This is a genomic window from Agromyces terreus (assembly GCF_009749465.1).
Lineage (GTDB): Bacteria > Actinomycetota > Actinomycetes > Actinomycetales > Microbacteriaceae > Agromyces > Agromyces terreus.
Genome location: NZ_WBIS01000001.1, coordinates 111,679 through 138,625 on the forward strand (window position 1 = coordinate 111,679; position 26,947 = coordinate 138,625).

Annotated in this window: 24 protein-coding genes and 1 riboswitch; of the genes, 15 read left to right on the forward strand and 9 right to left on the reverse strand. The window is 71.9% G+C overall.

All coding sequences use genetic code 11. From position 1 onward, the window contains the following. Nucleotides 1–24: 24 nt before the first annotated feature. Nucleotides 25–1,005: a carbohydrate ABC transporter permease gene (locus tag GQQ92_RS00465; protein ID WP_156997284.1), complete on the forward strand. Its 981-nt coding sequence runs from the start codon at nt 25–27 to the stop codon at nt 1,003–1,005. 2 nt (nt 1,006–1,007) lie between these two features. Then, nucleotides 1,008–1,913, forward strand: coding sequence for a carbohydrate ABC transporter permease (locus GQQ92_RS00470; RefSeq protein WP_232057417.1), 906 nt, complete (start codon nt 1,008–1,010; stop codon nt 1,911–1,913). A gap of 334 nt (nt 1,914–2,247) precedes the next feature. Here GQQ92_RS00470 and GQQ92_RS00475 read toward each other — a convergent pair whose 3' ends face one another. Together GQQ92_RS00475 and GQQ92_RS00480 are read right to left on the reverse strand one after the other, a co-directional pair. Next, complete coding sequence (locus GQQ92_RS00475; protein WP_197738014.1) at nt 2,248–2,892, reverse strand: endonuclease domain-containing protein; 645 nt, start codon at nt 2,890–2,892, stop codon at nt 2,248–2,250. 709 nt (nt 2,893–3,601) lie between these two features. Then, nucleotides 3,602–5,287 (reverse strand): beta-N-acetylhexosaminidase, encoded by a 1,686-nt coding sequence (locus GQQ92_RS00480; RefSeq protein WP_156997286.1) that lies wholly within the window; start codon nt 5,285–5,287, stop codon nt 3,602–3,604. A gap of 172 nt (nt 5,288–5,459) precedes the next feature. Then, nucleotides 5,460–5,542: riboswitch (ZMP/ZTP riboswitch) on the forward strand. A 71-nt stretch (nt 5,543–5,613) separates the two neighbouring features. Between GQQ92_RS00480 and glyA the strand changes: the two genes are divergently transcribed. The 5 genes from glyA to GQQ92_RS00505 all read left to right on the forward strand — a co-directional run bounded on the left by glyA (nt 5,614) and on the right by GQQ92_RS00505 (nt 11,504). Further along, nucleotides 5,614–6,888 (forward strand): serine hydroxymethyltransferase, encoded by a 1,275-nt coding sequence (glyA, locus tag GQQ92_RS00485; protein WP_156997287.1) that lies wholly within the window; start codon nt 5,614–5,616, stop codon nt 6,886–6,888. A 7-nt stretch (nt 6,889–6,895) separates the two neighbouring features. Continuing rightward, a complete protein-coding gene (locus GQQ92_RS00490) occupies nt 6,896–7,777 on the forward strand; it encodes a bifunctional methylenetetrahydrofolate dehydrogenase/methenyltetrahydrofolate cyclohydrolase (protein ID WP_156997288.1) in 882 nt (293 codons plus the stop codon). Nucleotides 7,778–7,990: 213 nt separating this feature from the next. Continuing rightward, nucleotides 7,991–9,244 carry an acylneuraminate cytidylyltransferase gene (locus GQQ92_RS00495; RefSeq protein WP_156997289.1) on the forward strand — a complete coding sequence of 418 codons (1,254 nt, stop codon included), beginning with the start codon at nt 7,991–7,993 and terminating at the stop codon, nt 9,242–9,244. Between the two features lie 14 nt (nt 9,245–9,258). After that, the gene (locus tag GQQ92_RS00500; protein ID WP_156997290.1) at nt 9,259–10,131 is read left to right on the forward strand and encodes an N-acetylneuraminate synthase family protein; all 873 of its coding nucleotides are present in this window, start codon (nt 9,259–9,261) and stop codon (nt 10,129–10,131) included. Further along, nucleotides 10,128–11,504 carry a DUF6716 putative glycosyltransferase gene (locus GQQ92_RS00505; RefSeq protein ID WP_156997291.1) on the forward strand — a complete coding sequence of 459 codons (1,377 nt, stop codon included), beginning with the start codon at nt 10,128–10,130 and terminating at the stop codon, nt 11,502–11,504. Before GQQ92_RS00500 ends, GQQ92_RS00505 begins: the two co-directional genes overlap by 4 nt. Here GQQ92_RS00505 and GQQ92_RS00510 read toward each other — a convergent pair. Both GQQ92_RS00510 and GQQ92_RS00515 read right to left on the reverse strand, forming a co-directional pair. After that, nucleotides 11,439–11,975 carry a gamma carbonic anhydrase family protein gene (locus tag GQQ92_RS00510; protein WP_156997292.1) on the reverse strand — a complete coding sequence of 179 codons (537 nt, stop codon included), beginning with the start codon at nt 11,973–11,975 and terminating at the stop codon, nt 11,439–11,441. The genes GQQ92_RS00505 and GQQ92_RS00510 overlap by 66 nt on opposite strands. A gap of 4 nt (nt 11,976–11,979) precedes the next feature. Then, a complete protein-coding gene (locus GQQ92_RS00515) occupies nt 11,980–13,254 on the reverse strand; it encodes an APC family permease (protein WP_156997293.1) in 1,275 nt (424 codons plus the stop codon). A gap of 74 nt (nt 13,255–13,328) precedes the next feature. Between GQQ92_RS00515 and GQQ92_RS00520 the strand changes: the two genes are divergently transcribed. After that, the gene (locus GQQ92_RS00520; RefSeq protein WP_156997294.1) at nt 13,329–13,835 is read left to right on the forward strand and encodes a YbaK/EbsC family protein; all 507 of its coding nucleotides are present in this window, start codon (nt 13,329–13,331) and stop codon (nt 13,833–13,835) included. A 367-nt stretch (nt 13,836–14,202) separates the two neighbouring features. Further along, nucleotides 14,203–14,967 (forward strand): helix-turn-helix domain-containing protein, encoded by a 765-nt coding sequence (locus GQQ92_RS00525; protein WP_197738015.1) that lies wholly within the window; start codon nt 14,203–14,205, stop codon nt 14,965–14,967. A gap of 89 nt (nt 14,968–15,056) precedes the next feature. Here the strand turns inward: GQQ92_RS00525 and galK are convergent, their stop codons facing one another. After that, on the reverse strand, nt 15,057–16,223 hold the full coding sequence (gene galK, locus GQQ92_RS00530) for a galactokinase (RefSeq protein ID WP_156997296.1): 1,167 nt from the start codon (nt 16,221–16,223) through the stop codon (nt 15,057–15,059). After that, nucleotides 16,220–17,425 carry a galactose-1-phosphate uridylyltransferase gene (gene galT, locus GQQ92_RS00535; protein ID WP_232057418.1) on the reverse strand — a complete coding sequence of 402 codons (1,206 nt, stop codon included), beginning with the start codon at nt 17,423–17,425 and terminating at the stop codon, nt 16,220–16,222. Before galT ends, galK begins: the two co-directional genes overlap by 4 nt. A gap of 82 nt (nt 17,426–17,507) precedes the next feature. Between galT and GQQ92_RS00540 the strand changes: the two genes are divergently transcribed. Further along, a complete protein-coding gene (locus GQQ92_RS00540) occupies nt 17,508–18,353 on the forward strand; it encodes a DeoR/GlpR family DNA-binding transcription regulator (protein ID WP_156997297.1) in 846 nt (281 codons plus the stop codon). Beyond that, complete coding sequence (locus tag GQQ92_RS00545) at nt 18,350–19,282, forward strand: aldose 1-epimerase family protein (protein WP_156997298.1); 933 nt, start codon at nt 18,350–18,352, stop codon at nt 19,280–19,282. Before GQQ92_RS00540 ends, GQQ92_RS00545 begins: the two co-directional genes overlap by 4 nt. A gap of 26 nt (nt 19,283–19,308) precedes the next feature. Here GQQ92_RS00545 and GQQ92_RS00550 read toward each other — a convergent pair whose 3' ends face one another. Beyond that, nucleotides 19,309–20,487 carry a MarP family serine protease gene (locus tag GQQ92_RS00550; protein ID WP_156997299.1) on the reverse strand — a complete coding sequence of 393 codons (1,179 nt, stop codon included), beginning with the start codon at nt 20,485–20,487 and terminating at the stop codon, nt 19,309–19,311. Nucleotides 20,488–20,758: 271 nt separating this feature from the next. Here GQQ92_RS00550 and GQQ92_RS00555 point away from each other — a divergent pair, with 271 nt between their 5' ends. From GQQ92_RS00555 to GQQ92_RS00565, 3 genes are all read left to right on the forward strand, one after another. After that, complete coding sequence (locus tag GQQ92_RS00555) at nt 20,759–21,799, forward strand: LLM class F420-dependent oxidoreductase (protein ID WP_156997300.1); 1,041 nt, start codon at nt 20,759–20,761, stop codon at nt 21,797–21,799. A gap of 1,112 nt (nt 21,800–22,911) precedes the next feature. Continuing rightward, entirely contained in the window at nt 22,912–23,232 is a 321-nt protein-coding gene (locus GQQ92_RS00560) for a hypothetical protein (protein ID WP_156997301.1), read from the forward strand. A 10-nt stretch (nt 23,233–23,242) separates the two neighbouring features. After that, a complete protein-coding gene (locus GQQ92_RS00565) occupies nt 23,243–23,887 on the forward strand; it encodes a DNA-directed RNA polymerase subunit beta (RefSeq protein ID WP_156997302.1) in 645 nt (214 codons plus the stop codon). 164 nt (nt 23,888–24,051) lie between these two features. Here GQQ92_RS00565 and GQQ92_RS00570 read toward each other — a convergent pair whose 3' ends face one another. Together GQQ92_RS00570 and GQQ92_RS00575 are read right to left on the reverse strand one after the other, a co-directional pair. Then, nucleotides 24,052–25,029, reverse strand: a complete 978-nt coding sequence (locus GQQ92_RS00570; RefSeq protein ID WP_156997303.1) for a transglutaminase-like domain-containing protein — start codon at nt 25,027–25,029, stop codon at nt 24,052–24,054. A gap of 57 nt (nt 25,030–25,086) precedes the next feature. Further along, on the reverse strand, nt 25,087–25,914 hold the full coding sequence (locus GQQ92_RS00575; RefSeq protein WP_197738016.1) for a MerR family transcriptional regulator: 828 nt from the start codon (nt 25,912–25,914) through the stop codon (nt 25,087–25,089). Nucleotides 25,915–25,980: 66 nt separating this feature from the next. On the opposite strand from GQQ92_RS00575, the gene GQQ92_RS00580 reads away from it, so the two are divergent. Then, entirely contained in the window at nt 25,981–26,862 is an 882-nt protein-coding gene (locus GQQ92_RS00580; RefSeq protein ID WP_156997305.1) for an aminodeoxychorismate lyase, read from the forward strand. The last annotated feature ends 85 nt before the right edge of the window (nt 26,863–26,947 follow it).

A 26,947-nucleotide genomic window follows, 5' to 3' on the forward strand; every position in this document is an offset into this window, starting at 1 on the left:
GGAGGGATCGGTGACCACCGACTCATGAGCACCACGTCAGATGCTTCATCGACCCGAGCGGGGGCGGCCGAGAGCCGCCCCCGCCCCGGCGGGTCGCCCGCCGAGCCCGGCCGCCCGAAGAAGCGCGGCGGCCGCGACCTGCTCCACTCGCTTCCCTGGATCGGGCCCGCCCTGATCCTGATCTTCGGCGTGGTGCTGTACCCCGCCATCGTCATGTTCTACAACTCGACCCGGGACATCTCGATCTCGGGCATCGACAAGGGGTCGGTCGGCTTCGACAACTACGTCGAGGTGTTCTCGTTCCCCTACTTCTGGCCCATCTTCGGGCGCACCATCGTGTGGGTCGTGGTCGTCGTCGCGGTGACCGTGCTCATCTCGCTCGGACTCGCCCAGATCCTGAACAAGGCCTTCCCGGGCCGGCGCATCGTGCGCCTCGCGGTCATCATCCCGTGGGCGGCATCCGTCGTCATGACGACGATGGTGGTCTACTACGGCCTCGAACCGTACTTCGGCATCATCAACAAGTTCCTCGTCGACATCGGGCTCGTCGACACGCCCGAGGGCTACGGCTGGACCCGGAACCCCGCCACCGCGTTCGCCTGGTCGATCGTGGTCGCGATCTTCGTCTCGCTGCCGTTCACGACGTACACGATCCTCGCCGGCCTGCAGACGGTGCCCGGCGAGGTGCTCGAGGCCGCGAAGATGGACGGTGCCGGCCCCGTGCGCACCTACTGGGCGGTCGTGCTGCCGCAGCTGCGCAGCGCCCTCGCGGTCGCCGTGCTCATCAACATCATCAACGTGTTCAACTCGCTGCCGATCCTGAAGGTGATGACCGGGTCGATCCCCGGCTACGACGCCGACACGATCATGACGATGATCTTCAAGTACATCCAGAACCAGCACAAGGTGGACGTCGCCAGCGCCCTCTCGGTCGTCGCCTTCGTCATCGTCATCGTGATCGTCGCGATCTACGTGCGCGTGGTCAAGCCCATGAAGGAGGTCTGATCGTGGCCGTCACCGCCCCCGCGTTCGAGACGATCGACCCGCCCGCCCCCGCCCGAAAGCGCCGCTACACCGAAGACCAGGTGCCGATCGGCAAGGTGCTGCTGCGCATGCTCGCCGGGCTCATCGTGCTCGCGATCTTCGTGCTGCCGTACACGATCATGTTCTTCGGCTCCGTGAAGACGAAGTCGCAGATCCGCTCGGTCGACCCCACCTACTTCCCGACGGAGTGGCACTGGGAGAACTACATCGACATGTGGTCCACCCCCGAAACGCCGCTGCCGCAGAACCTGATCTCGACGATCGTGATCTCGGTGTTCGCGACGCTGCTCGTGCTGCTCGTCGCGATGCCCGCGGCGTACTACACGGCCAGGTTCCTGTTCCCGGGCCGCATGGTGTTCCTCTTCCTGGTGATCGTCACGCAGATGCTGCAGCCCGCGGTGCTCACCTCGGGCCTGTTCCGGCAGTTCGTCGCACTCGACCTCATCGACACCTGGGCCGCGATGATCCTCATCAACGCCGCCTTCAACCTCTCCTTCGCGGTGTGGATCATGCACTCCTTCTTCGCGGGCATCCCCAAGGAGGTCGACGAGGCCGCCCAGATCGACGGCGCCAGCCGACTCACGGTGCTCTTCAAGATCAGCCTCCCTCTCGTCTGGCCCGGCATCGTCACCGCGATCGTGTTCACCTTCGTCGCCTGCTGGAACGAGTTCGCGGCCTCGCTCGTGATCCTCTCCACCGCCGGCAACCAGCCGCTCTCGGTCGCGCTCACGAAGTTCGTCGGACAGTACGAGACGAGCTGGCAGTACGTGTTCGGCGTCTCGATCGTCGCGATCGTGCCCGTTGTCATCCTGTTCATGCTCATCGAGAAGCGCCTCGTCGGCGGGCTCACCGCCGGCAGCGTCAAGTAGCTCGACGCGCGCAGACGGCGAGCGGATGCCTCGGGGCCGGCCCCGAGGCATCCGCTCGATTCATGCCGCACTCTCGGCCGACGGTGCGAGTTCAGGCCGGATACGCGAATTCAGGCCGACGGTGCGAGTTCAGGCCGAATACGCGATTTCAGGCCGGCGGCGCGAGTTCAGGCCGAATGCGCGAATTCAGGCCGCTTCTCGGGTTCTCGGCCTGATCTTGCGCATTTGGCCTGATCTCGCGCGATCGGCCTGATCCTGGGTACGGGTACGGGTACGGGTACGGGTACGGGCGCGGGCAGCGGGGACAAGGGCAACGGCGTGAGGGGGCAGCAGGTCACCGAATGCGGGCACTCGCGAGATGCAACCCGGCGGCCATGGCATGGCGGATCTCGGCCTCGACCTCGTCCCACCCGAACAGGACCTGCTGGTAGTCGAGCCGGAGGACGGTGTAGCCCAGGAGTGCGAGCCGTCGGTCGTGGGCGATGTCCGTGCCGCGTTGCGCCGCCGTGCGATGGAACTCGTACCCGTCGATCTGGAGGACGAGCCGTTCGCCGATGAGGCCGTCGACGTGGTGGCCGTCGATGCGAACCTGCTGCCGCACGCGAATGCCGATGCGTGCGAGCCGTGCGACGGGGATCGACTCGATGCCCGAATCCGACAGCATCCCGCATGCGGCACGCACCCGCCGCGCGGCGGCGCTGCGGAGCGGCATCTGCGCGAGGAGGGGCAGCGTCGTCGCGCCGGTGCGCACCGCCGACTCCCAGGTCGCGAGCGCGTGGTCGAAGGGCCGGCAGTCCGCGAGGTGTGCGAGCACGTCGACGACCGGCTCCACGAGTTCGTAGCGATGCGGATCGACCGGGCCGGTGTTCCAGTGCACGATGGCGTCGCCGGCATCGAAGCGGCAGGCGTTCGGGGCGACGGCCAGGTGGAGTCGCCCGTCGTCGATCGTCCAGAGCCCGCGGTGGCGGGCAGCGCTCACACAGGCGAGGCGACCACCCACGGAAGCCGCCCGGCGGAGTTGCGGATTCGCCTTCCGCGTCGCGATCCACGAGCGACGGATGCGGGAGGCCTCGCGCGAGACGACGGCGCTCCGGATCCGGTGGCCCGTGAACCCTGCGGCGTACAGGTCATGCGTGTGCGCGATGCCCTCGTGCTCGTCGAGCCACGAGATGAGCTTCGCATGCTCCCGTTCCGTGCGTTCGGAGCGTTCTCGGTTCGCGCGAGCGTCGTGCGCGCGCTGCGCCGGCGTCCGCGCGGAGCGGACGAGGCCTCGGGCGTCGGACGGCGGAATGGGACTCAGAACGGTCATCGGTCCACGGTGGGGCCGGCGGGGTCGGCGAATCGCCGGAACGGTCGCGTCCGTGGAGAACGACGAGGCCGTCGCCCCTGTCGAGGGCGAGTGGGCGTCGCGCTGCCGAGTCGTCCGGTGGCGTGCCCCGGTCAGGTCGAAGTGCGCAGGTCAGGCCGCCGCGCCCCGGTCAGGCCGCCGCGCCCCGGGGCTGAAGTACTCAGATCAGGCCGACGTGCCCAGATCAGGCCGTTCACCGGGGATTTCGGCCTGATCTGGGCGCTTCGGTCTGATTTCGCGAACGAGCCTCACTGAGATTGGGGCTGACACGGGGACGGGGACGGGGCCCGCCACGGGGACGGGACGGGGACGGGGACGGGGACAGAGAGGCGCCCGAGGCTCAGCCGGCCCAGGGCACCCCGCCGACGCGGCGGAACTCGACGCCGAGCGCATCGAGGTGCGTTCCGAGGCCAGCGAGCCTGGCGTGGAAGTCGTCGACGTCGCGGGCGCCGCCGTCGACGACGGGTCGGGCCGAAGCGAGCGCCTCGGCGCTCGGCGCGGGCGACCAGGCGATCTCGGCCGCGGCCGCCAGGCGCGGGAACACCATGTACTCGAGGTCGGGCGTGGTGCCGAGGGTCTCGGTCCACACGGGCGCCTCGATGCCGAGGATGTCGGCCTCGGCGAGGCCGGGCACGATCGCGGTCGGCTCCCAGCCGTAGGCCTCCTCAAGGGTCGTGCCGCCGTCGGCCCAGATCGTGCCGAGCTTCGTGCCGAGCGGGCCGTCGGGGTCGTCGGGGTACTTCATGTCGAGGTACACGGCGTCGGCGGGGGAGAGGATCACGCGCCCGCCCTGCTCGACGAACGAGGACGTCAGGGCCGCGGCGTCGTCGCGGGGCACGACGAAGTCCCAGTACTGGCCGACGGTGCCCGCTGGAAGTTCGCGCGAGGCGCCCATCTCGTGCCAGCCGATGAGGGTCTTGCCGGTGGCCGCGCCGGCGGCGGTGATGCGCCGCACGAGGTCGAGGTAGTCGGCCTCGGAGGTCGACAGCGACTCATCGCCGCCGACGTGGAGCCACGGCCCGGGGGTCATCTCGGCGAGCTCGCGCGTGACGTCGGCGAGGAACCGGTCGGTCGCCTCGGCCCGGTCGGGCGACGCGCAGAGCGAGGAGAACCCGACTTCGACGCCTTCGTAGGGCCTGGGCGCGACGCCGTCGCAGTTCAGCTCGGGGTAGGCGTTCAGCGCGGCGTTCGTGTGGCCGGGCAGGTCGACCTCCGGCACGACGGTGACGAAGCGCTCGGCGGCGTATTCGACGATGCGGCGGTAGTCGTCCTTGGAGTAGAAGCCGCCGCCGTCGCCGCCGACCGAGGTGGCCGCGCCCGCCTCGGTGAGGGCGGGCCACGAGTCGATCCGGATGCGCCACCCCTGGTCGTCGGTGAGGTGCAGGTGCAGCACGTTGAGCTTCAGCAGCGCGATGCGGTCGATGTGGTCGAGCACGTCCTCGACCGGGAAGAAGTGGCGGGCGACGTCGAGCATCGAGCCGCGGTAGGCGAACCTGGGCGCGTCGGCGACGGTCGCCGCGGGCGCCGTCCAGCCGCTGGCGGGCGGCTTCGAGGCATCCGACCGCTCGATCTCGGCCGGGAGGAGCTGCCGCAGCGACTGGGTCGCCCAGAACAGTCCGGCGGCGGTGTCGGCCGCGAGGCGCACGCCGTCGGAGCCGACGTCGAGCGTGTAACCCTCGGCGGCGCCGTCGGCCTCGCCGTCGGCGATGACGAACGAGAGGTCGGATGCCGCGGGCTCGACCTCGCCCGTGCGCTCGAGGACCGGCAGGTCGAAGCCCGTCGCTCGGCGGAGCGCCGCGCCGAAGGTCTCGGCCACGGCGGCCGCGCCGTCGCCGGAGACGACGAGGCGCGCGGACCCGTCGAGGGTGAAGGGGGCCGCGCCGGCCGGGTATTCGGCGCTGACGGGGGCGGGGACGATGCCGGTCACGGCGTCTCCGTTCTGGGTCGGATCGGTGCACGCGGTGAGGGCCGCGAGCAGGGCGATCAGCGTGAGTCCGGCGGCGACGGTGCGTGTTCGGCGGGTCATGCGTCCTCGGATGGTCGTGCCGCCCGGATGCGAAGGATTCCTAACAGAGCGGTCGCCTTCCATTCTGCCAGTTGCGGATGCGGAATGACAGCGAGCCCGTGCACGCTCGAGCCGCTGCACGCGTGCGCGCGCCGAAGAACGCACGCTCGCCACGCGGCATCCCTTGCTATGCTTGCCGGGTCGCGACTGGCGTTGAGATGGATTCCCATCGGGGAGCGACTGGCAGGTACTCGACCGCACGCCTGGGCCGGTACGGATGCCTCGTCGCGCGAGTCGCGCGAGGTGGAACCCTCGTTTGGTCCGTACCGTCACTGAAGGAGCCAGTCTTGGCCGAGTCCGTTTTCAACGCCCCCCTGTCCGAGGTCGATCCCGAGATCGCCGAGGTGCTCGATCTCGAGCTCGGTCGCCAGCGCGACTACCTCGAGATGATCGCGAGCGAGAACTTCGTTCCCGTCTCCGTGCTGCAGTCGCAGGGCTCGGTGCTCACCAACAAGTACGCCGAGGGCTACCCCGGCCGCCGCTACTACGGCGGCTGCGAGTACGTCGACGTCGCCGAGTCGCTCGCCATCGAGCGCGCGAAGAGCCTGTTCGGCGCCGAGTACGCCAACGTGCAGCCCCACTCGGGCGCGACGGCGAACGCGGCCGTGCTGAGCGCGATCGCGACGCCCGGCGACACGATCCTCGGCCTCGAGCTCGCCCACGGCGGCCACCTCACGCACGGCATGAAGCTCAACTTCTCGGGCAAGCTCTACAACGCCGTGTCGTACGGTGTCGACCCCGAGACCTTCCTCGTCGACATGGACGTGGTGCGCGACAAGGCCCTCGAGCACAAGCCGCAGGTCATCATCGCCGGCTGGTCGGCGTACCCGCGCCACCTCGACTTCGCCGCGTTCCGTGCGATCGCCGACGAGGTCGGCGCGAAGCTCTGGGTCGACATGGCGCACTTCGCGGGCCTCGTGGCCGCGGGCCTGCACCCGAGCCCCGTGCCGCACGCCGACGTGGTCTCGAGCACCGTGCACAAGACCATCGGCGGTCCCCGCTCGGGCTTCATCGTCTCGCGCGACACCGAGCTGGCGAAGAAGCTCAACTCCAACGTGTTCCCCGGCCAGCAGGGCGGCCCGCTCATGCACGTCATCGCGGCCAAGGCCACGGCGTTCAAGATCGCGGCGTCCGAGGAGTTCAAGAACCGTCAGGAGCGCACGATCCGCGGTGCGCAGATCCTCGCCGACCGGCTGACGGCCGACGACTCGCGCGCGGCCGGCATCGACGTGCTCACGGGCGGCACCGACGTGCACCTCGTGCTCGCCGACCTCCGCAACTCGAAGATCGACGGCCAGCAGGCCGAAGACCTGCTGCACGAGGCGCGCATCACGGTGAACCGCAACTCGGTGCCGTTCGACCCCCGCCCGCCGATGGTCACCTCGGGCCTGCGCATCGGCACGCCCGCGCTCGCGACCCGCGGGTTCGGCGACGCCGAGTTCACGCAGGTCGCCGACATCATCGCGCTCGCGCTCCAGGGCGAGGCGGATGTCTCCGAGCTGCGCTCGCGCGTCGAAGCCCTCACGGCGGCGTTCCCGCTGTACCCGGGCCTCGCCCAGTAGGTCGCGCATGACCGCCATCACGCTCGACGGGGTCGCCACGGCGACCGCCGTGAAGTCCGAGCTCGCCGCCCGCATCGAGGCGCTCCGCGCGAAGGGCGTCGTGCCGGGCCTCGGCACGCTGCTCGTCGGCGACGACCCGGGCTCGCGCTCGTACGTCGCCGGCAAGCACCGCGACTGCGCCGAGGTGGGCATCGAGTCGATCCGCGTCGACCTGCCGGCCACGGCCACCCCGGCCGACGTGCGCGCCGCGATCGCCGACCTGAACGCGGCATCCGAGGTCACCGGGTACATCGTGCAGCTGCCGCTGCCCGCGGGCCACGATGAGAACGCGATGCTCGAGCTCATCGACCCCGACAAGGACGCCGACGGCCTGCACCCCACGAACCTCGGGCGCCTCGTGCTCGGCGTCGGCGGCGAGCTCGCCTCGCCGCTGCCGTGCACGCCCGCGGGCATCGTCGAGATGCTGCAGCGATACGACGTGCCCATCGCGGGCCGTCACGTCGCGGTCATCGGACGCGGCATCACCGTCGGGCGCCCGCTCGGGCTGCTCCTCACGCGCAAGGGCCTCGACGCGACGGTCACGCTCACGCACTCGCGCACCGTCGACCTCGCGTCCGAGGTGCGCCGCGCCGACATCGTCGTGGCCGCCGTGGGCGTGCCGCACCTGGTGAAGCCCGACTGGGTGAAGCCGGGCGCCGCGGTGCTCGACGTGGGCATCACGCGCGTGCTCGACGAGGCGACGGGCAAGGGCCGCCTCACGGGCGACGTCGATCCCGGCGTCGCCGCGGTCGCGGGGCACCTCTCGCCGAACCCCGGCGGCGTGGGCCCGATGACCCGCGCCATGCTGCTCGCCAACGTCGTCAAGGCGGCCGAGCTGCGTCTGGCGTAGTTCCTCCGCCGCTCGAGGGTCGCGCCGACGCGGGTCGGTCGGCGCGGGTCTCGAGACGGCGCCGGCGCGCCTCCTCGACCGGCGGGGACGGCGCCGGCGCGCCTCCTCGACCGGCGGGCGGCGGGCTCGGCGCGGGTCGCACGTCGCCTGCCCGTCGACGCCCGTTCACCGACCGCTCACCCGGACGCAACGCGCCGACCGTAGCGTCGCAGCATGCTCGAAGAAGGGCGGCCGTTCGGTCGCGCCAGACCCGCTCCACGGGTGATCGCCGTGATCCCCGCACGGGGCGGCTCGAAGGGCCTCCCGGGCAAGAACCTCGCCGAGGTCGGCGGCGTGCCGCTCGTCGCACGGGCCGTGCGGGCGGCGCTCGCCGCGCGCCGGGTCGACGCGGTGGTCGTCTCCACCGACGACGACGGCATCGCCGACGCCGCGAGGGCGGCGGGCGCGGCCGTCGTCCGACGTCCCGACGACCTCGCCGGCGACACCGCGACCTCCGAGTCGGCCCTCATGCACGCCCTGCACAGCATGGCCGCCCACACGGGCGTCCGGCCCGAGGTGCTCGTCTTCGTGCAGGCGACCTCGCCGTTCATCGACCCCGCGACGATCGACGCCGCCGTCGAACGCGTGCTCGACGGCGAGCAGGACGTCGTGTTCTCGGCCGTCCAGAGCCACGTGTTCCTCTGGAGCGATGCGCCCGACGGGGCGGTCGGCGTGAACCACGAGGCATCCGCTCGCCCGCGTCGGCAGGACCGTGCGCCCGAGTACGCCGAGACGGGCGCGTTCTACGTCATGCGCGCCGACGGCTTCGCGCAGGCCGGGCACCGCTTCTTCGGCCGCGTCGGCATCGCGCGCGTGCATCCCGACCATGCGATCGAGATCGACGACGCCGCCGACCTCGCCCGTGCGCGCCTGCTCGCCCCGTCGATCGACGCGGCGACCGCCCCCGGCCCGCCCGTCATCGACGTCGACGCGCTCGTCACCGACTTCGACGGCGTGCACACCGACGACACGGCCTGGGTCGACACCCTCGGCCGTGAATCGGTGCGGGTGAGCCGCTCCGACGGCGCGGGCATCGCCCGCCTGCGAGATGCGGGCCTGCCGGTGCTGATCCTCAGCCGCGAGGCCGACCCGGTCGTGGCGCGCCGCGCGGAGAAGCTCGGCGTCGAATGCCTCCACGGCATCCACGAGAAGGGCGAGGCGCTCGCCGACTGGGCGTCCAGCCGCGGCATCCGCCTCGACCGCATCGCCTACGTCGGCAACGACCGCAACGACCTGCCCGCCCTCGAGCTCGTCGGATGGCCCGTCGCCGTGCGCGACGCCGTGCCCGACGTGCTCGCCGCGGCACGGCACGTGCTCGACCGCACCGGCGGCCACGGCGCCGTGCGCGAGCTGGCCGACCTGATCCTCACCTCACGCGACCTCGCCGCCCGGCGGGACGTCGACCTCGAACACGCCACCGCGCGATGACGAAGGAGCACTGCATGTCGGTCCGCATCGGACGTTCGCTGATCGGCCCGGGCCAGCCCGTGTACGTCATCGGCGAGATCGGCCTGAACCACAACGGCGACGTCGAGATCGCCAAGCGCCTCATCGACGTCGCCGCCGAATCCGGCGCGCAGGCGGTGAAATTCCAGAAGCGCACGCCCGAGATCGCGACGCCCGAGCACATGCGCGACGTCGAACGCGAGACGCCGTGGGGCACGATGACCTACCTCGAGTACCGCCGCCGGGTCGAGTTCGGCGAGGCCGAGTACCTCGAGATCGCCTCGTACGCGATGCGCGCCGGCCTCGACTGGTTCGCCTCCCCGTGGGACGTGCCCTCGGTCGAGTTCCTCGAGCGGCTCGACGTCGTCGCGCACAAGGTCGCCTCGGCCTCGCTCACCGACCTCGCGCTGCTCGACGCGCTCGCCGCGACGGGCAAGCCGATCATCCTCTCGACGGGCATGTCCACGATCGAGGAGATCGACCGCGCCGTCGACCGCCTCGGAACCGACCGCCTCGTGCTCATGCACGCCACGTCGAGCTACCCGATGCCGGCCGAGGAGGCCAACCTGCGTATGGTCGAGACGCTGCAGCGCCGGTTCCCCGGCGTGCCGATCGGGTACTCGGGCCACGAGCGCGGCCTGCAGATCTCCCTCGCCGCCGTCGCGCTCGGCGCGGTCGCCGTCGAACGGCACATCACGCTCGACCGCGCCATGTGGGGATCCGACCAGGCCGCCTCGCTCGAGCCGCAGGGCTTCGAGCACCTCGTGCGCGACATCCGCATCATCGGCGACGCCATGGGCGACGGCGTCAAGCGCGTCTTCCCCGGCGAGGAGGCCCCGCGCGCCAAGCTGCGCAGGGTCCTCGCGTGAGGCCAGGGGGCGGCCTCGCCGGCGATGCGGATGCTGCGGGGCGGCGCCTGCTCGTCGTCGCCGACTCCGACTCCTACGTGAAGTGGGGCGCGGCGCTCGCGTCGAAGCTGCCCGCCCCGTGGCGCGTCGACCTCGTGGTGCTCGCCTCGCCCGTGCAGCCGAGCGCGACGCAGCTCGCCCATGCGCTCGCCGGCACCGCGTTCTCGCCGGAACGCACGCGGGTGGTGCACCTCGACGAGCTCGACGGCCTGGTCGACGCCCTCGACCCGCACGCCGTGCTGCTCTCGCTGCGCGGCCCGTTCGTGCGGGTCGTCGCGCCGCGGCTCGAGCGACGCCCGAACCGCCCGGTGCTCGTGAGCGGGTTCCCCGGTCTCACGATCCCGGCGGTGCCGAAGGCCGTCGTCTACCGCGAGCAGACCGACCTCGTCGTGCTGCACAGCCGACGCGAGGTGCGCGAGTTCCGGGCGAACGCCGCGGAGCTCGGGATCGGAACCGTGTTCGCCCTCGCGACCCTGCCGTTCCTCCTGACGGAGCGGCCGCACGCGGCATCCGATCGTTCCGACGTGGTGTTCGCCGCCCAGGCGAAGGTCCCCGCCGCCCGCGAGGACCGCGTGCACCTGCTCGCCGGCCTCGCCGAGCTCGCCCGGCGACAGCCCGCGCGCCGCGTGGTCGTGAAGGTGCGCGCCCGCAGCGGCGAGGCGCAGACGCACGCCGAGGCCTACGACTACGCCGAGCTCATGCCCGAGGTCGACGCGCCCGCGAACCTCGTGATCGAGGACGGCCCCATGGCCGAGAAGCTCGCGCACGCGGGCGCGCTCGTCACGGTGAGCTCGACCGCGGCGCTCGAGGCGGTCTCCCTCGAGATCCCCGCGCTCCTCGTCGACGACTACGGGGTCTCGCCGGCGATGATCAACACGGTCTTCGAGGGGTCGGGGCTGCTGGGCTCCGTCGACGAGCTCGTCGCCGGAGCGTTCAGGGCGGCGGATGCCTCGTGGCTGGCCGACAACTACTTCCACCCCTCGTCGGCCGACGACTGGGTGCGGCGACTCGCGTCGCTCGTCGAGGCGCGGGAGATCGTGCCGCTCCGGCGGCTCGTGCGACGGCGGGACCTCGCGGGCGGGCGCCTGCGGGTCGCGTTCGAGCGGCGGCGCATGCTCGGCGAGCACGATCGCAGCTTGCTCGGGGCGGTCGCATGGGCCGTCGGCGTTCCGGCGCGGGGCGCCGTGCGGCGTGCGCGACGGCTGCGCCGTCGGTTCGGACGGGCGGGCGGCGACGCCGTCGGGGCCGGCCCTACGGCGCCGATCCGTTCAGTCGACGGGGGCGGCGTGGAGCCCGGCGTGACCGAGGTAGGACTGCGCGTTCCGGTGCAGTGACGCCCGCTCCTCGGCGGTGAGCTCGCGGCGGACCTTCGCCGGGACGCCGGCGACGAGCGAGCCGGGCGGCACGATCGTGCCCTCGAGCACGACGGCGCCGGCCGCGACGAGTGAGCCCGCGCCGATCACGGCGCCGTTCAGCACCGTCGCGTTCATGCCGATGAGGCTGCCGTCCTCGATGGTGCAGCCGTGCAGCACGGCGCCGTGCCCGACCGAGACGTCGGCGCCGATCGTGAGCGGGAAGCCGCGGTCGACGTGGCAGACGACGGTGTCCTGGAGGTTCGAGCGCTCTCCGAGCGAGATCGGCTCGGCCTCGGCGCGCAGCACGGCGTTGTACCAGACGCTCGACCGGGCGGCGAGGCGCACGGCGCCAACGATGACGGCGCCGGGCGCGACGAAGGCGGTGGAATCGAGTTCGGGTGCCGGCACGCCGGCGAGGGCGACGATGCGGGCGGACGGTGCAGCGCTCATGGCGTCAGCCTAGCCGCGCGCGTCGGTCGAGCGCCGTGCGCACCGACCGGTACACGATGCCCGCCGCGAAGACCGCGAGCCCGCCGAGCAATGACTCGATCGGCAGCGCGGCGACGAGCACGAGGCATCCGATCGCGCCCACGCCGCTCAGCCATCGCGGCACGCGCCGCTCTGACGCCGGCTGCGTGAGGGCCGCCGCGTTCGCGACGAGGTAGTACACGAGCACGCCGAAGGAGCTGAAGCCGATGGCGCCGCGCAGGTCGACGAGCAGCACGAGTGCGATCACGGCCGCGGCGGCGACGATCACGGCGGCGTACGGCACGTGCGATCGGGCGTGCACCGCGGCGAGCGGCGTGGGGAGCTCGCGATCGCGGGCCATCGCGAGCGTCGTCCGGCCGACGCCCGCGATGAGCGCGAGCAGGGCGCCGCAGGCGGCGACGGCCGCCGCGATGCGCACCACGGGGGCCAGCGCCGGCCAGCCGCTCTGTTCGGCGAGATCCGCGAGCGGCGCATCGCCGGCCGTCGCCAGCGACGTCGGACCGAGCACGAGGAGCAGCACCACCGCGATGGCCGCGTACACGCCGAGCGCGATGCCGAGCGCCGTCCCGATCGCGCGGGGGATCGTGCGCGCGGGGTCGCGCACCTCTTCGCCGAGCGTCGCGACGCGGGCGTACCCGGCGAACGCGAAGAACAGCAGGCCCGCCGACTGCAGCACGCCGAACCAGCCTGCGGCGGGCGCCTCGGCGGGAGGATGCTGCGGGATGCCGGATGCGAGCAGCCCGCCGGCGCCCGCCGCGACGACGAGCCCGAGGACCGCGAGCACGAACGTCACGATCACGGTCGCCGCGCGCGCCGTGCGCGTGACGCCGAGCAGGTCGACACCGGCGAGCACGAGCACCGCCGCCACGGCGACCGGCTTCTGCCACGGCTCCGGAACGAGGTAGCCGGCCGCGGTCATCGCCATCGCGGCGCAGCTCGCGGTCTTGCCCACGACGAAACCCCAGCCGGCGAGGAACCCCGGCCACGCGCCGAGGCGCGCTCGCCCGTAGCGGTAGGCGCCGCCGGACTCGGGGTGGCGTGCGGCGAGCTGGCCGGTCGAGCTCGCGTTCGCGAACGCGACGAGGGCAGCCACGGCGAGCCCGCCGAGCAGCCATGGTCCGGCCGCCTGAGCGGCAGGGACCCACACCGCGAACACGCCGGCGCCGATCATCGAGGCGAGCCCGATCGCCACGGCGTCGCGCAGTCCGAGGCGTCGGGCCAGGGCGGGTCGATCGTCCACGTTCGGCACCCTACGGCATCCGGATGTCGCGGCGACGGCTTCGGGGCATCCGCTCGTGTTCGTAGGATCGAGGCATGGCCAACACCTCCCATCCCGCGGTCGATCGCGTCGTCGAAGCCCTCGAGCTCCAAGGGCTCTCGCCCGAGATCGTCTGGTTCGACGACGCGGTGACGACGGCGAGGCTCGCCGCGGACGCGCTCGGAGTCGAGGTCGGCCAGATCGCGAACTCGCTCGTGTTCGCGCTCGATGGAGAGCCGATCCTCGTGCTCACCTCCGGCGCGCATCGGGTCGACACCGGCTGGTTGGGCGCGCAGTTGGGCGGGGTGCTCGGTCGCGCGTCGAAGGATGCCGTCAAGGAGGCCACCGGGCAGGTGATCGGCGGCGTCGCGCCCGTGGGACACCCCGGGCCCCTGCGCACGCTCGTCGACGTGGACCTCGACCGCTACGACCAGATCTGGGCCGCCGCCGGCCACGCCAAGACCGTGTTCCCGACGACGTTCGCCGAACTCGTCCGCATCACGGGCGGCACGCCGCACGCCGTCGTCCCACCGTCGGAGGCGGGTGCCGAGACGCCCGAGTGACGGCGCCCGAGTGACGGCTCGCCCGTTCCGGCAACGCCCCGTTCACGCGAGGCCCCGATCCCGCAACGCCAGGTCCCGCGACGCACCGATCGCCCGCCGCCCGTGCTCATGCGCTCCACGAGTTCCCACTCCGCAGTCGAGGCCGTTCTCGTGGAGACTCTGCCACTGATGCCACCCTGGCATCAGTGGCAGAGTCTCGAGAAGGCGATCAAGGGTCCAGGGCCGTCGCGCGATGGAGCGCCGGCGCATGCCGTCGATCACACGGCGCTTCGGCCCGGACAGCCCGGCCGGCCCAGCCCAACCCGGCGAGCGTCCTCGGCCTTTCGTGTCGGGGGGAGCTGGCAGAGTGCGGTGCGCCGGAGATGCGGTGCCCGCCGACGGCCTCGACGCTGACAGCGGGCCCAGCGGGCCCAGCGGGTACAGCGGGTACAGCGGGCACGCGGGCACAGCGGGAAGCAGCGAATGGAGCGGGATGCAGAGCGAGAGCGGATCGGCTCGAGGTGACGACGGTCGCGGTGACGGCGCGTCGAGCGGTCTCGACGCCGCGGGGCTGATCCTGCGGGTGCGACGCTCGCGCGATCTGAGCCAACGGCAATTGGCCGTGGCGATCGGGATCGCGCAGTCGCAAGTCGCACGGCTGGAATCGGGCGGGCGTCGCCTCGACGTCGATCTGCTCGAGCGCATCCTCGCCGTGGGCGGCATGAGGATCGCCGTCCTCGACGAGCGCGGTGCCGAGGTGAGCCCGGTTCCGGCCGAGGTGATCCGCGACAACGCCGGCCGACGCTACCCGGCGCACCTGGATCCGCGGGTGCCGAGATCGCCGTGGATCGAGGATCACCTCACCGGCCGGCACCGTGTCCCCTCGGCGCCCGCCCGATACCACCACCGGGCGATCCGCGACGGTCATCGACGCGCCGCCGGCATCGACGCCGTGCGGGGAGGAACGCCGCACCTCCGCGACCACCCGACGTCCCACGAGGTCCAGCGCGCGATCGTCGAGCGACGCGAGAGCGCAAGAGCCCGCGCACTCGGTCGGCACGAGAGCCTGCTGGATCCGGCGTGCGACTGTCCGCCCGGCTGTTGGGAGGCGTCGTCGTGCGCGCCAGGTTGCCCATGCCGCTGCGAGACGTGATCGCGACCGGGCGCGCAGCGTCGATCGAAGCGCAGGGCGGCACGCATCGGGTGCGCCCGGACCGTTGAACCCGTGAACCCCCGACGGGCTCAGGCGTCGCGCCTCGCGCCCTCGCTCGGCCGCACGACGAACGTCGTCGGCGCGCGATACCCCTGCTCGGCGAACGCCGCACGCACCTCGCGCTCGATCACCGGCACGAGGGCGTCGATGACGAGGGCGATCGCCGAACCGCCGAACCCGCCGCCCGTCATGCGCGCGCCGATCGCCCCGTTGGCCTGGGCGGTGCTGACGGCGAGATCGATCTCGGGAACGGTGATCTCGAAGTCGTCGCGCATCGAGACGTGCGAGGCGTCGAGCAGCGCGCCGATGGCGCCGGCACCCTGCTCCCGCAGGATGCGCACGGTGTCGAGCACGCGCTGGTTCTCGGTCACGATGTGCCGCACGCGGCGGAACGTCTCGTCGTCGAGCACCGCGGCCGCGCGCGGGAGGTCGTCGACGCGGACATCGCGCAGCGAGTCCACGCCGAGCGCGCTCGCACCCGCCTCGCACGAGGCGCGCCTCGCCGCGTAGCCGCCGGTGGCGTGCGCATGCGTGACGTTCGAGTCGATCACGAGGATCGAGAGGCCGTCGGCCACGAGCCCCAGCGGGATCACCTCGGCGTCGAGACTGCGGCAATCGAGGAACACCGCCGCGTCGGCGTGGGAGAGCAGCGAGGCGGACTGGTCGAGAATTCCGGTCGGTGCGCCGACGACGCGGTTCTCGGCGAGCCGGCCCACCTTCGCCAGCGTCGGCCGGTCGAGCCCGATGCCCCAGTGCTCGTCGAGCGCGAGCGCGACCGAGCACTCGATCGCCGCCGACGACGACAGGCCCGCTCCGACGGGGACCGTGCTCGAGATGTGCAGGTCGACGCCGGCCACCGAGGCGAGCTCGGCGCCGAACTGCCCGAGCGCCCAGGCGACGCCGAGCGGATAGGCCGACCACCCCTCGAGCGACTCCGGCGAGAGCTCGTCGAGATGGACCTCGACGACCTCGGGCGCGAACGTGGAGGAGACGCGGATCACGCGATCATCGCGTGCTCCGAGCGCGACGCACGCCCGCTGGTCGATGGCGAACGGGAAGACGAACCCGTCGTTGTAGTCGGTGTGCTCGCCGATGAGGTTGACCCGGCCGGGCGCCGACCACACGCCCACCGGCGCACGGCCGTAGCGTTCGGTGAAACCGACGGCGGTCTCGGCTGCGGTGTCGGCCTCGGTCATGCGCTGCGTCCTTCGGGCTCGGTCGGCGTGGGCTCGGTCGGCGTGGGTGCGGTCTCGTGCGCGAGCCCGTCGGCCTCGGCGATCGCCCGGCGAAGCGCCTCGGCGGCCGCCTCGGGCGTCACATCGCCGATCCAGGCGCCCATCGCGGCCTCGGAACCGGCGAGGTACTTCAGCTTGTCGGCCGCGCGACGAGGACTCGTGAGCTGCAGCATGAGGCGCACCTCGTCGCGGTGCTCGTGCACGGGCGCCTGGTGCCAGGCGGCGATGTAGGGCGTGGGGGTGTCGTAGAGTCGGTCGACGCCTCGCAGCAGTCGCAGGTAGAGGCCGGCGAGCTCGTCGCGCTCGGCGAGCGTGGTCGCGGCGAAGTCGGGCACGTGCCTGTGGGGGAGCAGGTGGATCTCGATCGGCCAGCGCGCGGCGAACGGCACGAACGCCGTCCAGTGCTCGCCCGAGACGAGCACCCGGGGGCCATCGCGCTCGCGCTCGAGGAGGTCGGCCATGAGCCCTGGCCCGTAGTCGTCGATGGCCGCGAGCAGCCGCTCGGTGCGGGGGGTCACGTAGGGGTACGAGTAGATCTGCCCGTGCGGATGCGGCAACGTCACGCCGATCTCGCGCCCGCGGTTCTCGAACGGGAAGACCTGTTCGACGCCGGGCATCGCCGAGAGGGCGGCCGTGCGATGCGCCCACGCCTCGATGACGGTGCGCGCGCGCGAGCGGCTGAGCGAGCCGAAGGACCCCTCGTGCTCCGGGCTGAAGCACACGACCTCGCAGCGGCCGACCGAGGTGCGGGTGCGTTCGAGACCCACGCGTCGCAACTCCGCGAGCGTCTCGGCGGGGGAGGCATCCGCGTCTGCGAGGTCGGGGCCGAACGAGGGGGAACGGTTCTCGAAGACGGCGACGTCGTAGACGCTCGGGATCTCGGAGGGGTTCTCGGCGGTCTGCGGCGCGAGCGGGTCGAGATGCGCCGGCGGCAGGAACACGCGGTTCTGGCGGGCCGCCGCGATCGAGACCCATTCGCCGGTGAGCGCGTCCTGGCGCATGTGGGCGTTCGCGGGCCGGGGGTCGAGCGTGCGCGCGTCGATCGCGCGTTCGGGCGGCAGCGACGAGTCGGCGTCGTCGAAGTAGATGAGCTCGCGGCCGTCGGCGAGCACGGCCGGGCGCACCGCGATGCGGGCGTCGAAGGCGGGTTCTGTGTCGTGCACGCGGCAACCCTACGCGCTTTTCGTTTTGCAAACAAGCTGGTTTCGTATTGCAAAATGGCCCGCCGTGGTCGAGGATGCCGATATGACGGATGTCGCGACCGGGCCCCATTCCGCGCTGACCGCGCCCGAACGACGCGAACGCGCGCTCGCCCTCGTCGCCGAACGCGGCTTCGTCCGCGTGGCCGAGCTGAGCGGCGTGTTCGGCGTCACGACCGTCACCGCGCGCGCCGACCTCGACGCCCTCGAGCGTCAGGGCTCCATCAGGCGCGTGCACGGCGGCGCGGTGCCGGTCTCGTCGCTCATCGAGGCGGAGCGCCCCGAACGGGAACCGACGTTCGAGGAGGCGCTCGCGGCATCCGTCGAACCGAAGCGCCTCATCGGCGTGCACGCGGCGTCGCTCGTGCGCAGCGGCCGCAGCATCATCCTCGACGTCGGCACGACGACGCTGCAGATCGCGCGGGCGCTGCGGGCCCGGGACGACCTCGAAGACGTCACGATCTTCACGAACGGGCTCTCGATCGCCCTCGAGCTCGAAGCCGAGATCCCGCGCTTCACCGTCGTCGTGACCGGCGGCACCCTGCGCCCGAAGCAGCACTCGCTCGTGCATCCGCTCGCCGGCTCGATGCTCGAGGAGGTGCACGTCGATCTCGCGTTCATCGGCTGCAACGGGGTCGACCCGGTGCACGGCGTGACGAACGCGAACCTGCCCGAGGCGTCCGTCAAGTCGCTCATGCTGCGGGCCGCGGCGCGCTCGGTCGTCGTCGCCGACGCCGCCAAGCTCGGCGAGGTGCATCTCGGCCGCATCGCCGCGGTCGACGCCTTCGACACCCTGATCACGGATGCCGCGGCGCCGCCGGCGCTCGTCGAGGAACTGCGCGGCTCGGGGCTCGCGACCGTGATCGCACGAGACCCTAGAGTGGAGGCATGACGCTTCCCACGGGCGAGCAGTTCGTGCTCGAGACCTCGACCGCGAGCGGAGACCTGAGCGCGACCATCACCGGCGTCGCCGCGGGCATCCGCGCCCTCAGCCTGAACGGCATCGACCTCGTGCCGCCGTTCGCCGAAGACGCGACGCCGCCGAGCGGCGCGGGCATCGTGCTGGTGCCGTGGCCCAACCGCATCCGCGACGGCGTCTGGACCGCCGACGGCGTCGAGCACCGGCTCGCGATCACCGAGCCGAAGCACCACAACGCCATCCACGGGCTGCTGCGCTACACCGAGTACCGCCTCGTCGACCAGCAGCGCGACTCCGTCACGCTCTCGGCGACGGTGTTCCCGCAGCTCGGCTACCCGTACCTGCTCGAGACGGCGGTGCACTACGAACTCGTCGCCGACGGGCTCCGCGTGACGCACCATCTCGAGAACATGGGCGGCGAGGCGGCCCCGGTCGCGATCGGAACGCACCCGTACCTGAAGATCGGCGGCGTGCCCACGTCGGATCTGATGCTCCGGCTCGACGCCGCGAGCCACATCGAGGTCGACGAGCGGATGCTGCCGACGGGCGAGGTTCCCGTCGACGGCACCGAGTGGGATCTGCGCGACGGGCGCCGCGTCGGCGACCTCCAGCTCGACGACGCCTTCGGCGAGGTCGCGAGCCGCGACGGCGAGGTGCTGCACTCGCTCACCGCACCCGACGGGCGCAGCGTGTCGATCTGGGCCGACGACGAGTTCGAGTACGTGCAGGTCTTCACGAGCCGGGCGTTCCCCGGCGAAGAGGGCGACGTGGCCATCGCGATCGAGCCGATGACGGCGCCCGCCGAGGCGTTCAACTCGGGTCGCGGGCTGCGCTGGCTCGATCCGGGCGAGGCATGGGAGCTCTCCTGGGGCATCCGCTTCGAGGGCTTCACCGCCGAGTAGCGGCATCCGCTCGCCCGCGCCGCCGCTCAGCCTGTGGTGCAGGTGCCGGAGTCGACCGCACGGTCGAGCGACCCGGCGTCGCCCGCGAACGCGGTGAGCGTCGAGACGGGAATCGCGAAGCCGACGTTCTCGACGCTCTCGGACTTCGCGAAGACGACGCCGCCGACCGCCCCGTCGCCCGTGATCACGGGGCCGCCGGAGTTGCCGTGGTCGACGTCGGCCGCGAGGGTCATCACGTCGCGCGTCGATGATCCGTCGTCCTCGAGGAACGTGACCGGACCGACGGACATCACGCTGCCCGGCCGCAGTTCGAGCGGGCCGCCGAACGGATACCCGGCGACGGCGATCTCCGAGCCGGCCGCCGGGTCGGCGATCGGCAGTGCGTCGGCCCCGAGTCCGTCGACGGCGATGACGGCGAGGTCGAGGCCGGCGTCGTAGGCGACGACCCGTCCGGAGCGGGCGGCGAGCCCGGGTGTCTCGACGACGGGTTCGTCGACGCCCGCGACCACGTGCGCGTTCGTCACGATGCGGTCGGGCGCGATCACGAACCCGCTGCCCGACATGGAGACGCCGCATTCGAACGCGGTGCCCGTGATGCGGACCACGGATGCCGCAGCCGCCGTGATCTCGGGATCGTCGACGCTGCCCGACGGCACCTGGGGGGCCGCCTCGGGCACCTCGAGCACGTCGACGAGCCACGGCAGCGCCTCGCCGACGGCGGCGGACCGCACCTCGGCGAGGAATCGCTGCGTGGGCTCGGGGGTGAGGGCGTCGACCGTGGACAGGACTCGCGACCCCGCGATCGCGGGGGAGAGGACGGGGACGCCCATCGCCGAGACGCCCGACGCGACGAGCATGACGACGAACACGGTGACGACGAGGTTGCCGACCGCGCCGAGCAGCCGGTCGACGACGCCGAGCTTCACGGCGACCGCGCCGCGCCCGAGCGCCGCGCCGACCGCGCCGCCGATCGAGGCGCCGACGCCGATGAGGAGCAGCGCCGCGCCGAGCGCTGCGGGGGCGCGCCACTCGGGGGCGGTGACGAGGGCGGTGACCCACGGCATGACGAATGCCGCGGCGGCGGCGCCGAGGACGACGCCGATGAGGCCGGCGGCCGTGCGCAGGAGCCCTGCGCGATAGCCGTTCGCGATCGCGCCGACGAACACGAGGACGAGGACGAGGTCGAGCACCAGGCTCCAGTCCATGCGGTGCTCCGTTCGTCGGGTCGAGAGGGAAGGCGGCGTCGTGGGCGGCTCGGGTGCCGCGGGACGGCATGCGCCGCGCACTCAAGCCTGCGGCATCCGCCTCCGAGCATCCTGCGAGCCGCGGGGTCGATGCGCGAATCCACCATCGCCGGCCCGTCGGCGCCGCTCGCGTTCGTGGGGCCCGCACAATCGGGCGCGCCCCGACGGAGGGGTCGGCTAGCCTCGACACAGCCCGCGACCGGTCGGGCGATCACACGATGAGGAGTGACCCATGCGCGTCGGCATGTTCCTGAACTACGCAGGCGGATTCCGCGAGGTGGCCGACGAGGTCGTCGAGCTCGAGCAGGCCGGCGTCGACCTCATCGCGATGCCCGAGGCGTACTCGTTCGATGCCGTCAGCCAGCTCGGGTTCCTCGCGGCGCGCACCTCCCGCATCACCCTGGCCTCCGGCATCCTGCAGCTGTACACGCGCACGCCCAGTCTCACCGCGATGACGGCGGCGGGGCTCGACTACGTCAGCGACGGCCGCTTCGAGCTCGGCATCGGCGCGTCCGGGCCGCAGGTCATCGAGGGCTTCCACGGCGTCAAGTACGACGCGCCCGTGGGCCGCATCCGCGAGATCGTCGACATCTGCCGTATGACGTGGCGTCGCGAGCCCGTCGTGCACCAGGGACGCAACTACCGCATCCCGCTGCCGGCGGGCGAGGGCACGGGGCTCGGCAAGCCGCTGAAGCTCATCAACCACCCCGTCCGCGACCGCATCCCCATCTCGATCGCCGCCCTAGGCCCGAAGTCGGTGGAGCAGACGGCCGAGATCGCCGACGGCTGGCTGCCGATGTTCTACCACCCCGAGAAGGCGGCGGATGTCTGGGGCGCCGCGCTCGCCGCGGGTGCCGCGAAGCGCTCCGACGAGCTCGGGCCGCTCGACGTGCACGCGAGTCCGGCGCTCGCCATCACCGATCACCCCGAGGCCGTGCTGCCGCTCGTGAAGCCGCAGCTGGCGCTGTACGTGGGCGGCATGGGCGCACGCGGGAAGAACTTCTACAACGACCTCATCTCGAGCTACGGGTTCGAGGCCGAGGCCGCGCGCATTCAGGATCTCTATCTCGAGGGTCGCCGCGACGAGGCGATCGCGGCGGTTCCCGACGAGCTCGTGCGGGCGATCTCGCTCATCGGCACCGCGTCCGAGGTTGCCGATCGCGTCGCCGCGTTCCGCGAGTCGGGGGTGACGACGCTCGCGGTGACCCCGCTCGCCCGTTCGTCCGCCGAGCGCGTCGCGCTCATGTCGGCGTTCCGCGAGCTCGTCGGCTGATCCCGCACGAGATCCGATGTTCGGGTCGCCAGGTGAAGCTCGGGGCGACGGCGTTGGTCGTTGTACGGCACCCACCGTATGATCGCGCTCTCACAGGGCATCGGAGACAACGGATGTCTCGGCTCCGCATTTTCTCGAAGAATCCCGGCCGAACCGCTGGTGAAACCGGACGCACCGGCGTACCGTGATGCGTATTCGCACGAGGTCGTGCGAACCAAGGGGACACTTGGGGAGGAGCCGCCGGGACGGGAGCGTCCGATCCTCGCTGTGACGGGGTGCGGACCCCCGTCGGGCGGTGCCCCGGTCGAAGTCCGTCTCAGCTGCTCCGCGAAGCCTCGTCGCGAACCCGTCGCCGGCGCACTGGTACTCCCGATCAGCGGCGCATCGCGGTGGGCCCCGTGGGGCTCGAACCCACGAATAGTGCGATGGCGCAGTCGAAATCTTACACCGACATTGGTGCCCCCACAGGGGCTCGAACCCTGGACCCACGGATTAACCTGCTGCACTAAGTTTCCCTAGCCACCGTCTCCGGCTTGCAGTCTGGACTATATCTTCACCTTCGGCCGGGCCGTTCAGGTGCGCCGCGTGTAGTCTCTGAGGTTCCCTTGCGGTTACCTGCTGATTGCCCAATCCCTCGGATTGTCACTGCCAAGAAGGCGAGTACCTCGGGCTCTCAGGGTGTTCCAGCATATAGCGGCGGTCATCTGACGTATTTCGACGTCAGCGCTCCATTTGTTTTGTTGAAGTCCGTTGCTCTACCAACTGAGCTATAGGGGCATTCATCACCCTAACAGGATCCGTGAGTCGCATCGGTGCTGCCTCCAGTACGGCTCTCAGGGTGAATCGATCAGTGACGACGTCGGTGGTGAACCGTAATGTGTGCGACGCGCTGCGCGATCAACCACCGTGAGATTGCTGCCGCGCTTCGATTTGTGCGTTTCGAGCGAAGGAGGATTGTGAAGAGGTGCTCCACGTGTCGGATCGAGCGTGCGCATTCAGACTTCAATCTGCGCAAGGCGTCGCGCGATGGCTATCAGTCGGTGTGCCGGGCTTGCAACAAAGCGCGTGCCAGACGCTACTACGTTGAGAATCTCGAGCATCATCGTCGGGCGGTGGCTGTACAGGTCGCGAAGACCAGGGCTGCTCACCTCGAACGCATCGGCACGTATCTCCTCTCTCATCCGTGCGTCGACTGTGGGGAGCGAGACATTCGTGTCCTCGATTTCGACCATCGACATGGTGTCGAGAAGTCGGGCGAGGTGATGAAGCTCGCGAAGGCGGCCTACTCGTGGCGCCGGGTTGCGGCCGAGATCGTGAAGTGCGACGTCCGCTGCCGCAACTGCCACGCCCGTGTCACCTACGAACGGCTTGGAGACGACTGGCGTAGCCGGATGTGGTCCCAGCGGCAGGCCGAGATCCAGCCGGCGGAGTAGCCTTGCGTCGATGGCCTCCGACGACAGTTTCCACCGGCCGACCCGGTTCGCCCCGCACAAGTTCGACGCGATCGTGGGCGGTGCCGATCCGGCGCAACTCAGCCGCATGGCGCACGACACCGCGTCGGCGCTCCTCGCACGTGTGCGCGAAGATCCCGATCCGGCGGTGGTCGCCCGGCTCGTGTCGTACACCGACGAGCACGGCATCGACGCGATCGCCGAGCTCTGGTCGCACGCGGCGGCGAAGAGCCTGCCGGGGGCGCTCTGGCGGGTCTACCTGCTGCGCACGCTCATCCGACAGGATCCGCAGGGCGTGAGCCTCGGCTATCAGCGCGGCGCCGAGGTCTCGCACACGATCGACCAGGTCGTCGCGGGCGCCCCGGCCCCGGCCGGCCCCGACGAGGTCCGCGAACTCGCCGACCGCATCCTGCAGGGGGTGTTCACGGGCGACTTCGCCGTCGCCCTCGACCGCGCCGCGGCATTCTGCCGGGTCGTGGCCGCGGGGTTCGCGAGCATCGCCGACGATGCGGATGCCTCGGACTCGGTGCACCCCGATCGTCCGGGCGAGCTGACCCGCCGTGCCCTGCGCCTCACGCAGCTCGCCGACGAGCTGCACGCGTGCGCCCGGCTGTGGCGTCGAGACGCCCTCGACTGATCGTGGAATAGAGCGCCCTCCGACCTCGTTTACACTTGACGTGGCCGGCCGCAGTAACCCCGGGCTCCAATATTCGCCGCTCCGAGCGGCCTCGCGCCGAGAGGCGTTCCTGCGGCCGGTCACTCACGTCCCGGGCACCACGAGGGTCGGCACGGAGCCGCGATTCAGGCCGTCTCCGCGACGGTGAGCACGAGACCGCGTTCGCCGCTCCACTCGGTGCGACGAAGCTCCAGGTCGGTGCGACCGACCTTCCCGGTCGGGGAGTCGGTGCGCACGAACCGCCCGGGGTGCACGCGCGGGTCGTCGGCCCAGAGGGCGTCGAGACGCTGCTCGGCGGTCTCGTCACCGGCATCGGCGTCCACGGTGAGCCGGGCGAGCTCGTCGGTCAGCGCGACCTGCTCGGCATCGAGTCCGGCCGCGGCCGGCGAGGCCATCGCGCCCCAGCCGTCCCAGAGCAGCACCTCGCAGCGCTGACGGTGGGCGAGGTCGGCGAACACGTAGCGCTGCACGAATGCCGGTCCGGCGAACGGGGTGTCGGGCCCGACGCCGTGGTCGGCGAGATCGGTCGAGCCCTCCCGGTACGCGGTCCACGCCTCGGCGGCGGTGCGGAACACGGATGCCTCGCCGACCGGCAGGTCGTCGACGGCGAACGCGTACGAGGCGGGGTCGAGTTCGGGGTCGAACCGCCGCCAGCGCCCGCCCGCGGCATCCCACCGCTCGGCGACGACGTGGTCGCTGCGGTAGCCGGGCGTGAAGTACCCGGCGAATCCGAGCCTCGTGCGGGCCGGCACCCCGTGCTCGCGCAGGATCGCGACGGCGAGCAGCGAGTGGTCGCGGCAGCATCCGCCCAGGCGGCAGGACGCCGGCCGCGGGTCGGCCAGAGGGCCGGCCCGTCGGGCGACGAGTTCGTCCAGCTGCGCCGCGACCCAACGGCGGTCGATGTCGGCCTGCTGCTCGGCGCCGACGCCGCCAGGGGTCGCCCGGTAGTGGTCGACGAGGTTGCCGACCACCTGGTGCAGGGCGGCGAAGTCGGTGCCGATCGCGTGCAGCAGGCCGGCGTGCGCGCCGGGGTCGGAGAACGCGGAGTGAGTGCGATAGCGCTCGGCTCGAGCGGCGGCGGGGGAGTCGGGGTGTTCGGTCATGCGGCGAGTCTGGTGTCCGCCCCTGGGGCGGAGTCAACAGCCGCGGCGGGCGGGCCGTCAGGCGTCGACGGGAACCGCGATCGTCACGACGACCGCGCCCGGCGCGGTGCTCCACGGGTGCTCGTAGATCTCCCTCGGCGGTCCGAGCGGGCCGCCGAGGTGTTCGGCGGCCGTCGTGACCGCATCGTAGAACCGCAGCAGCTCGGGGTACACGAGCTCGGGGGCGGTCACGTCGATCGCGGCCAGCGCGGTCGCGGGCTGCACGCTCAGCACGATCTCGACCGCCGGGTCGCAGCTCGCGACGTAGGGCACGACGGTCTCGACCCGGCCCGGCAGCCCCGACCCGACCGGTTCGTGGAACACGAACTGGTGGGCGTCGAGCGGGGCGGCGCCCTGCTCGGCGAGGTGACGGCGTAACAGGATGACGTCGGCGAGCCCTGTCGGCACGAGCTCGGACTGCTCGACGACCCGCGTGATCGACGCGACCCTCTGCTCGGGCCGGTGCACCACGCGCACGCGCGAGGCGGCCTCGGCCGCGGCATGCGGATCGAGCGCCGCCCGCGCCGTCGCGTCGGCCACCTCGTCGACGAGACGGCCGCGACGGGCGAACGCGGCACGCTCGTCGGCCCACCAGGCGCTGAGTCCGGCGCGCAGTCGGTCCGACGGGGCGTCGAGCAGGTCGCGCACGCCCGCGAGCGGCATGCCCGCGTCGCGGAGGCTCCGAATCGACCGGCCGCGCGCCACCTCGGCCTCGCCGTAGCGCCGGTACCCGGTGACGTCGTCGACGGATGCCGGCAGCAGCAGTCCGTTGGCCTCGTACAGGCGCAGCGCCTTCAACGAGAGCCCCGACGCGCGGCTCATGCCGGCGGTGCCGAGATCGACCATGGGCTCGACGCTAGCGTGCGGCGGGAGGCGGGGCGATGCGCTGCGGCATCCGCGTAGCATCGAGGCATGACCGTGACGCTGCTGCTCGAACCGCTGCCCGCCGATGCGCGAATCGACGATCTCGCCTCGACGTTCCGCGAGGTGCCCGCAGACGCTCCCGCGCTTAGGGTCGGAGAGCTCTCGACGCAGCGCGGCGACGGCGTCTTCGAGACGATCTCGGTCACCGACGGCCACGCGCAGGAGACGGGTCCGCACCTCGACCGGCTCCGCAACTCGGCGGTGATCTGCGAGCTTCCCGAGCCGAATCTCGCGCAGTGGCGTGCCGCGATCGCGGCGGCGGTCGCCCTGCTGCCCGCCCGGGGCGAGTTCGCGCTGAAGCTCGTGCTGAGCAGGGGCGTCGAGCACGGCCCGGCGCCGACCGCGTGGCTGCATGCGGCGCCCGCCGCCGACTTCGCACGGGTGCGCGAACAGGGCATCAGCGTGGTCACCCTCGATCGCGGGTACGCCCACGATGCGGCGGCGAAGGCGCCCTGGCTCCTGCTCGGCGCGAAGACGCTGAGCTACGCGACGAACATGGCCGCGCTGCGCGAGGCGCGCCGGCGCGGTGCCGACGACACGATCTTCGTCTCCTCCGACGGGTTCGTGATGGAGGGGCCGACCTCGAGCGTGATCCTGCGGCACGGCGAGGTCTACTCCACCCCGGCACCGTCGGGGGCGATCCTGCACGGCACCACGCAGATGAGCCTCTTCGACCACCTCGCCGAGACGGGCCGCACGACCGAGTACCGCGACGTCCGGGTCGAGGAGCTCTCCACGGCCGACGCCGTCTGGCTCGTCTCGAGCGTTCGGCTCGCGGCCGGCGTGACCGAGCTCGACGGGGCGGTCTTCCCGTACGACGCCGACGAGACGCGAGCGTTCAACGACTACCTGCTGACGCCGCGCGACTGATTCCGCGCCACGCACCCTGCTCGTTCGCGCCCATCGCTCCGCGTCCCCTGAACGGGGAATTGCGCTCCGGTGAATTTTCCCTCGA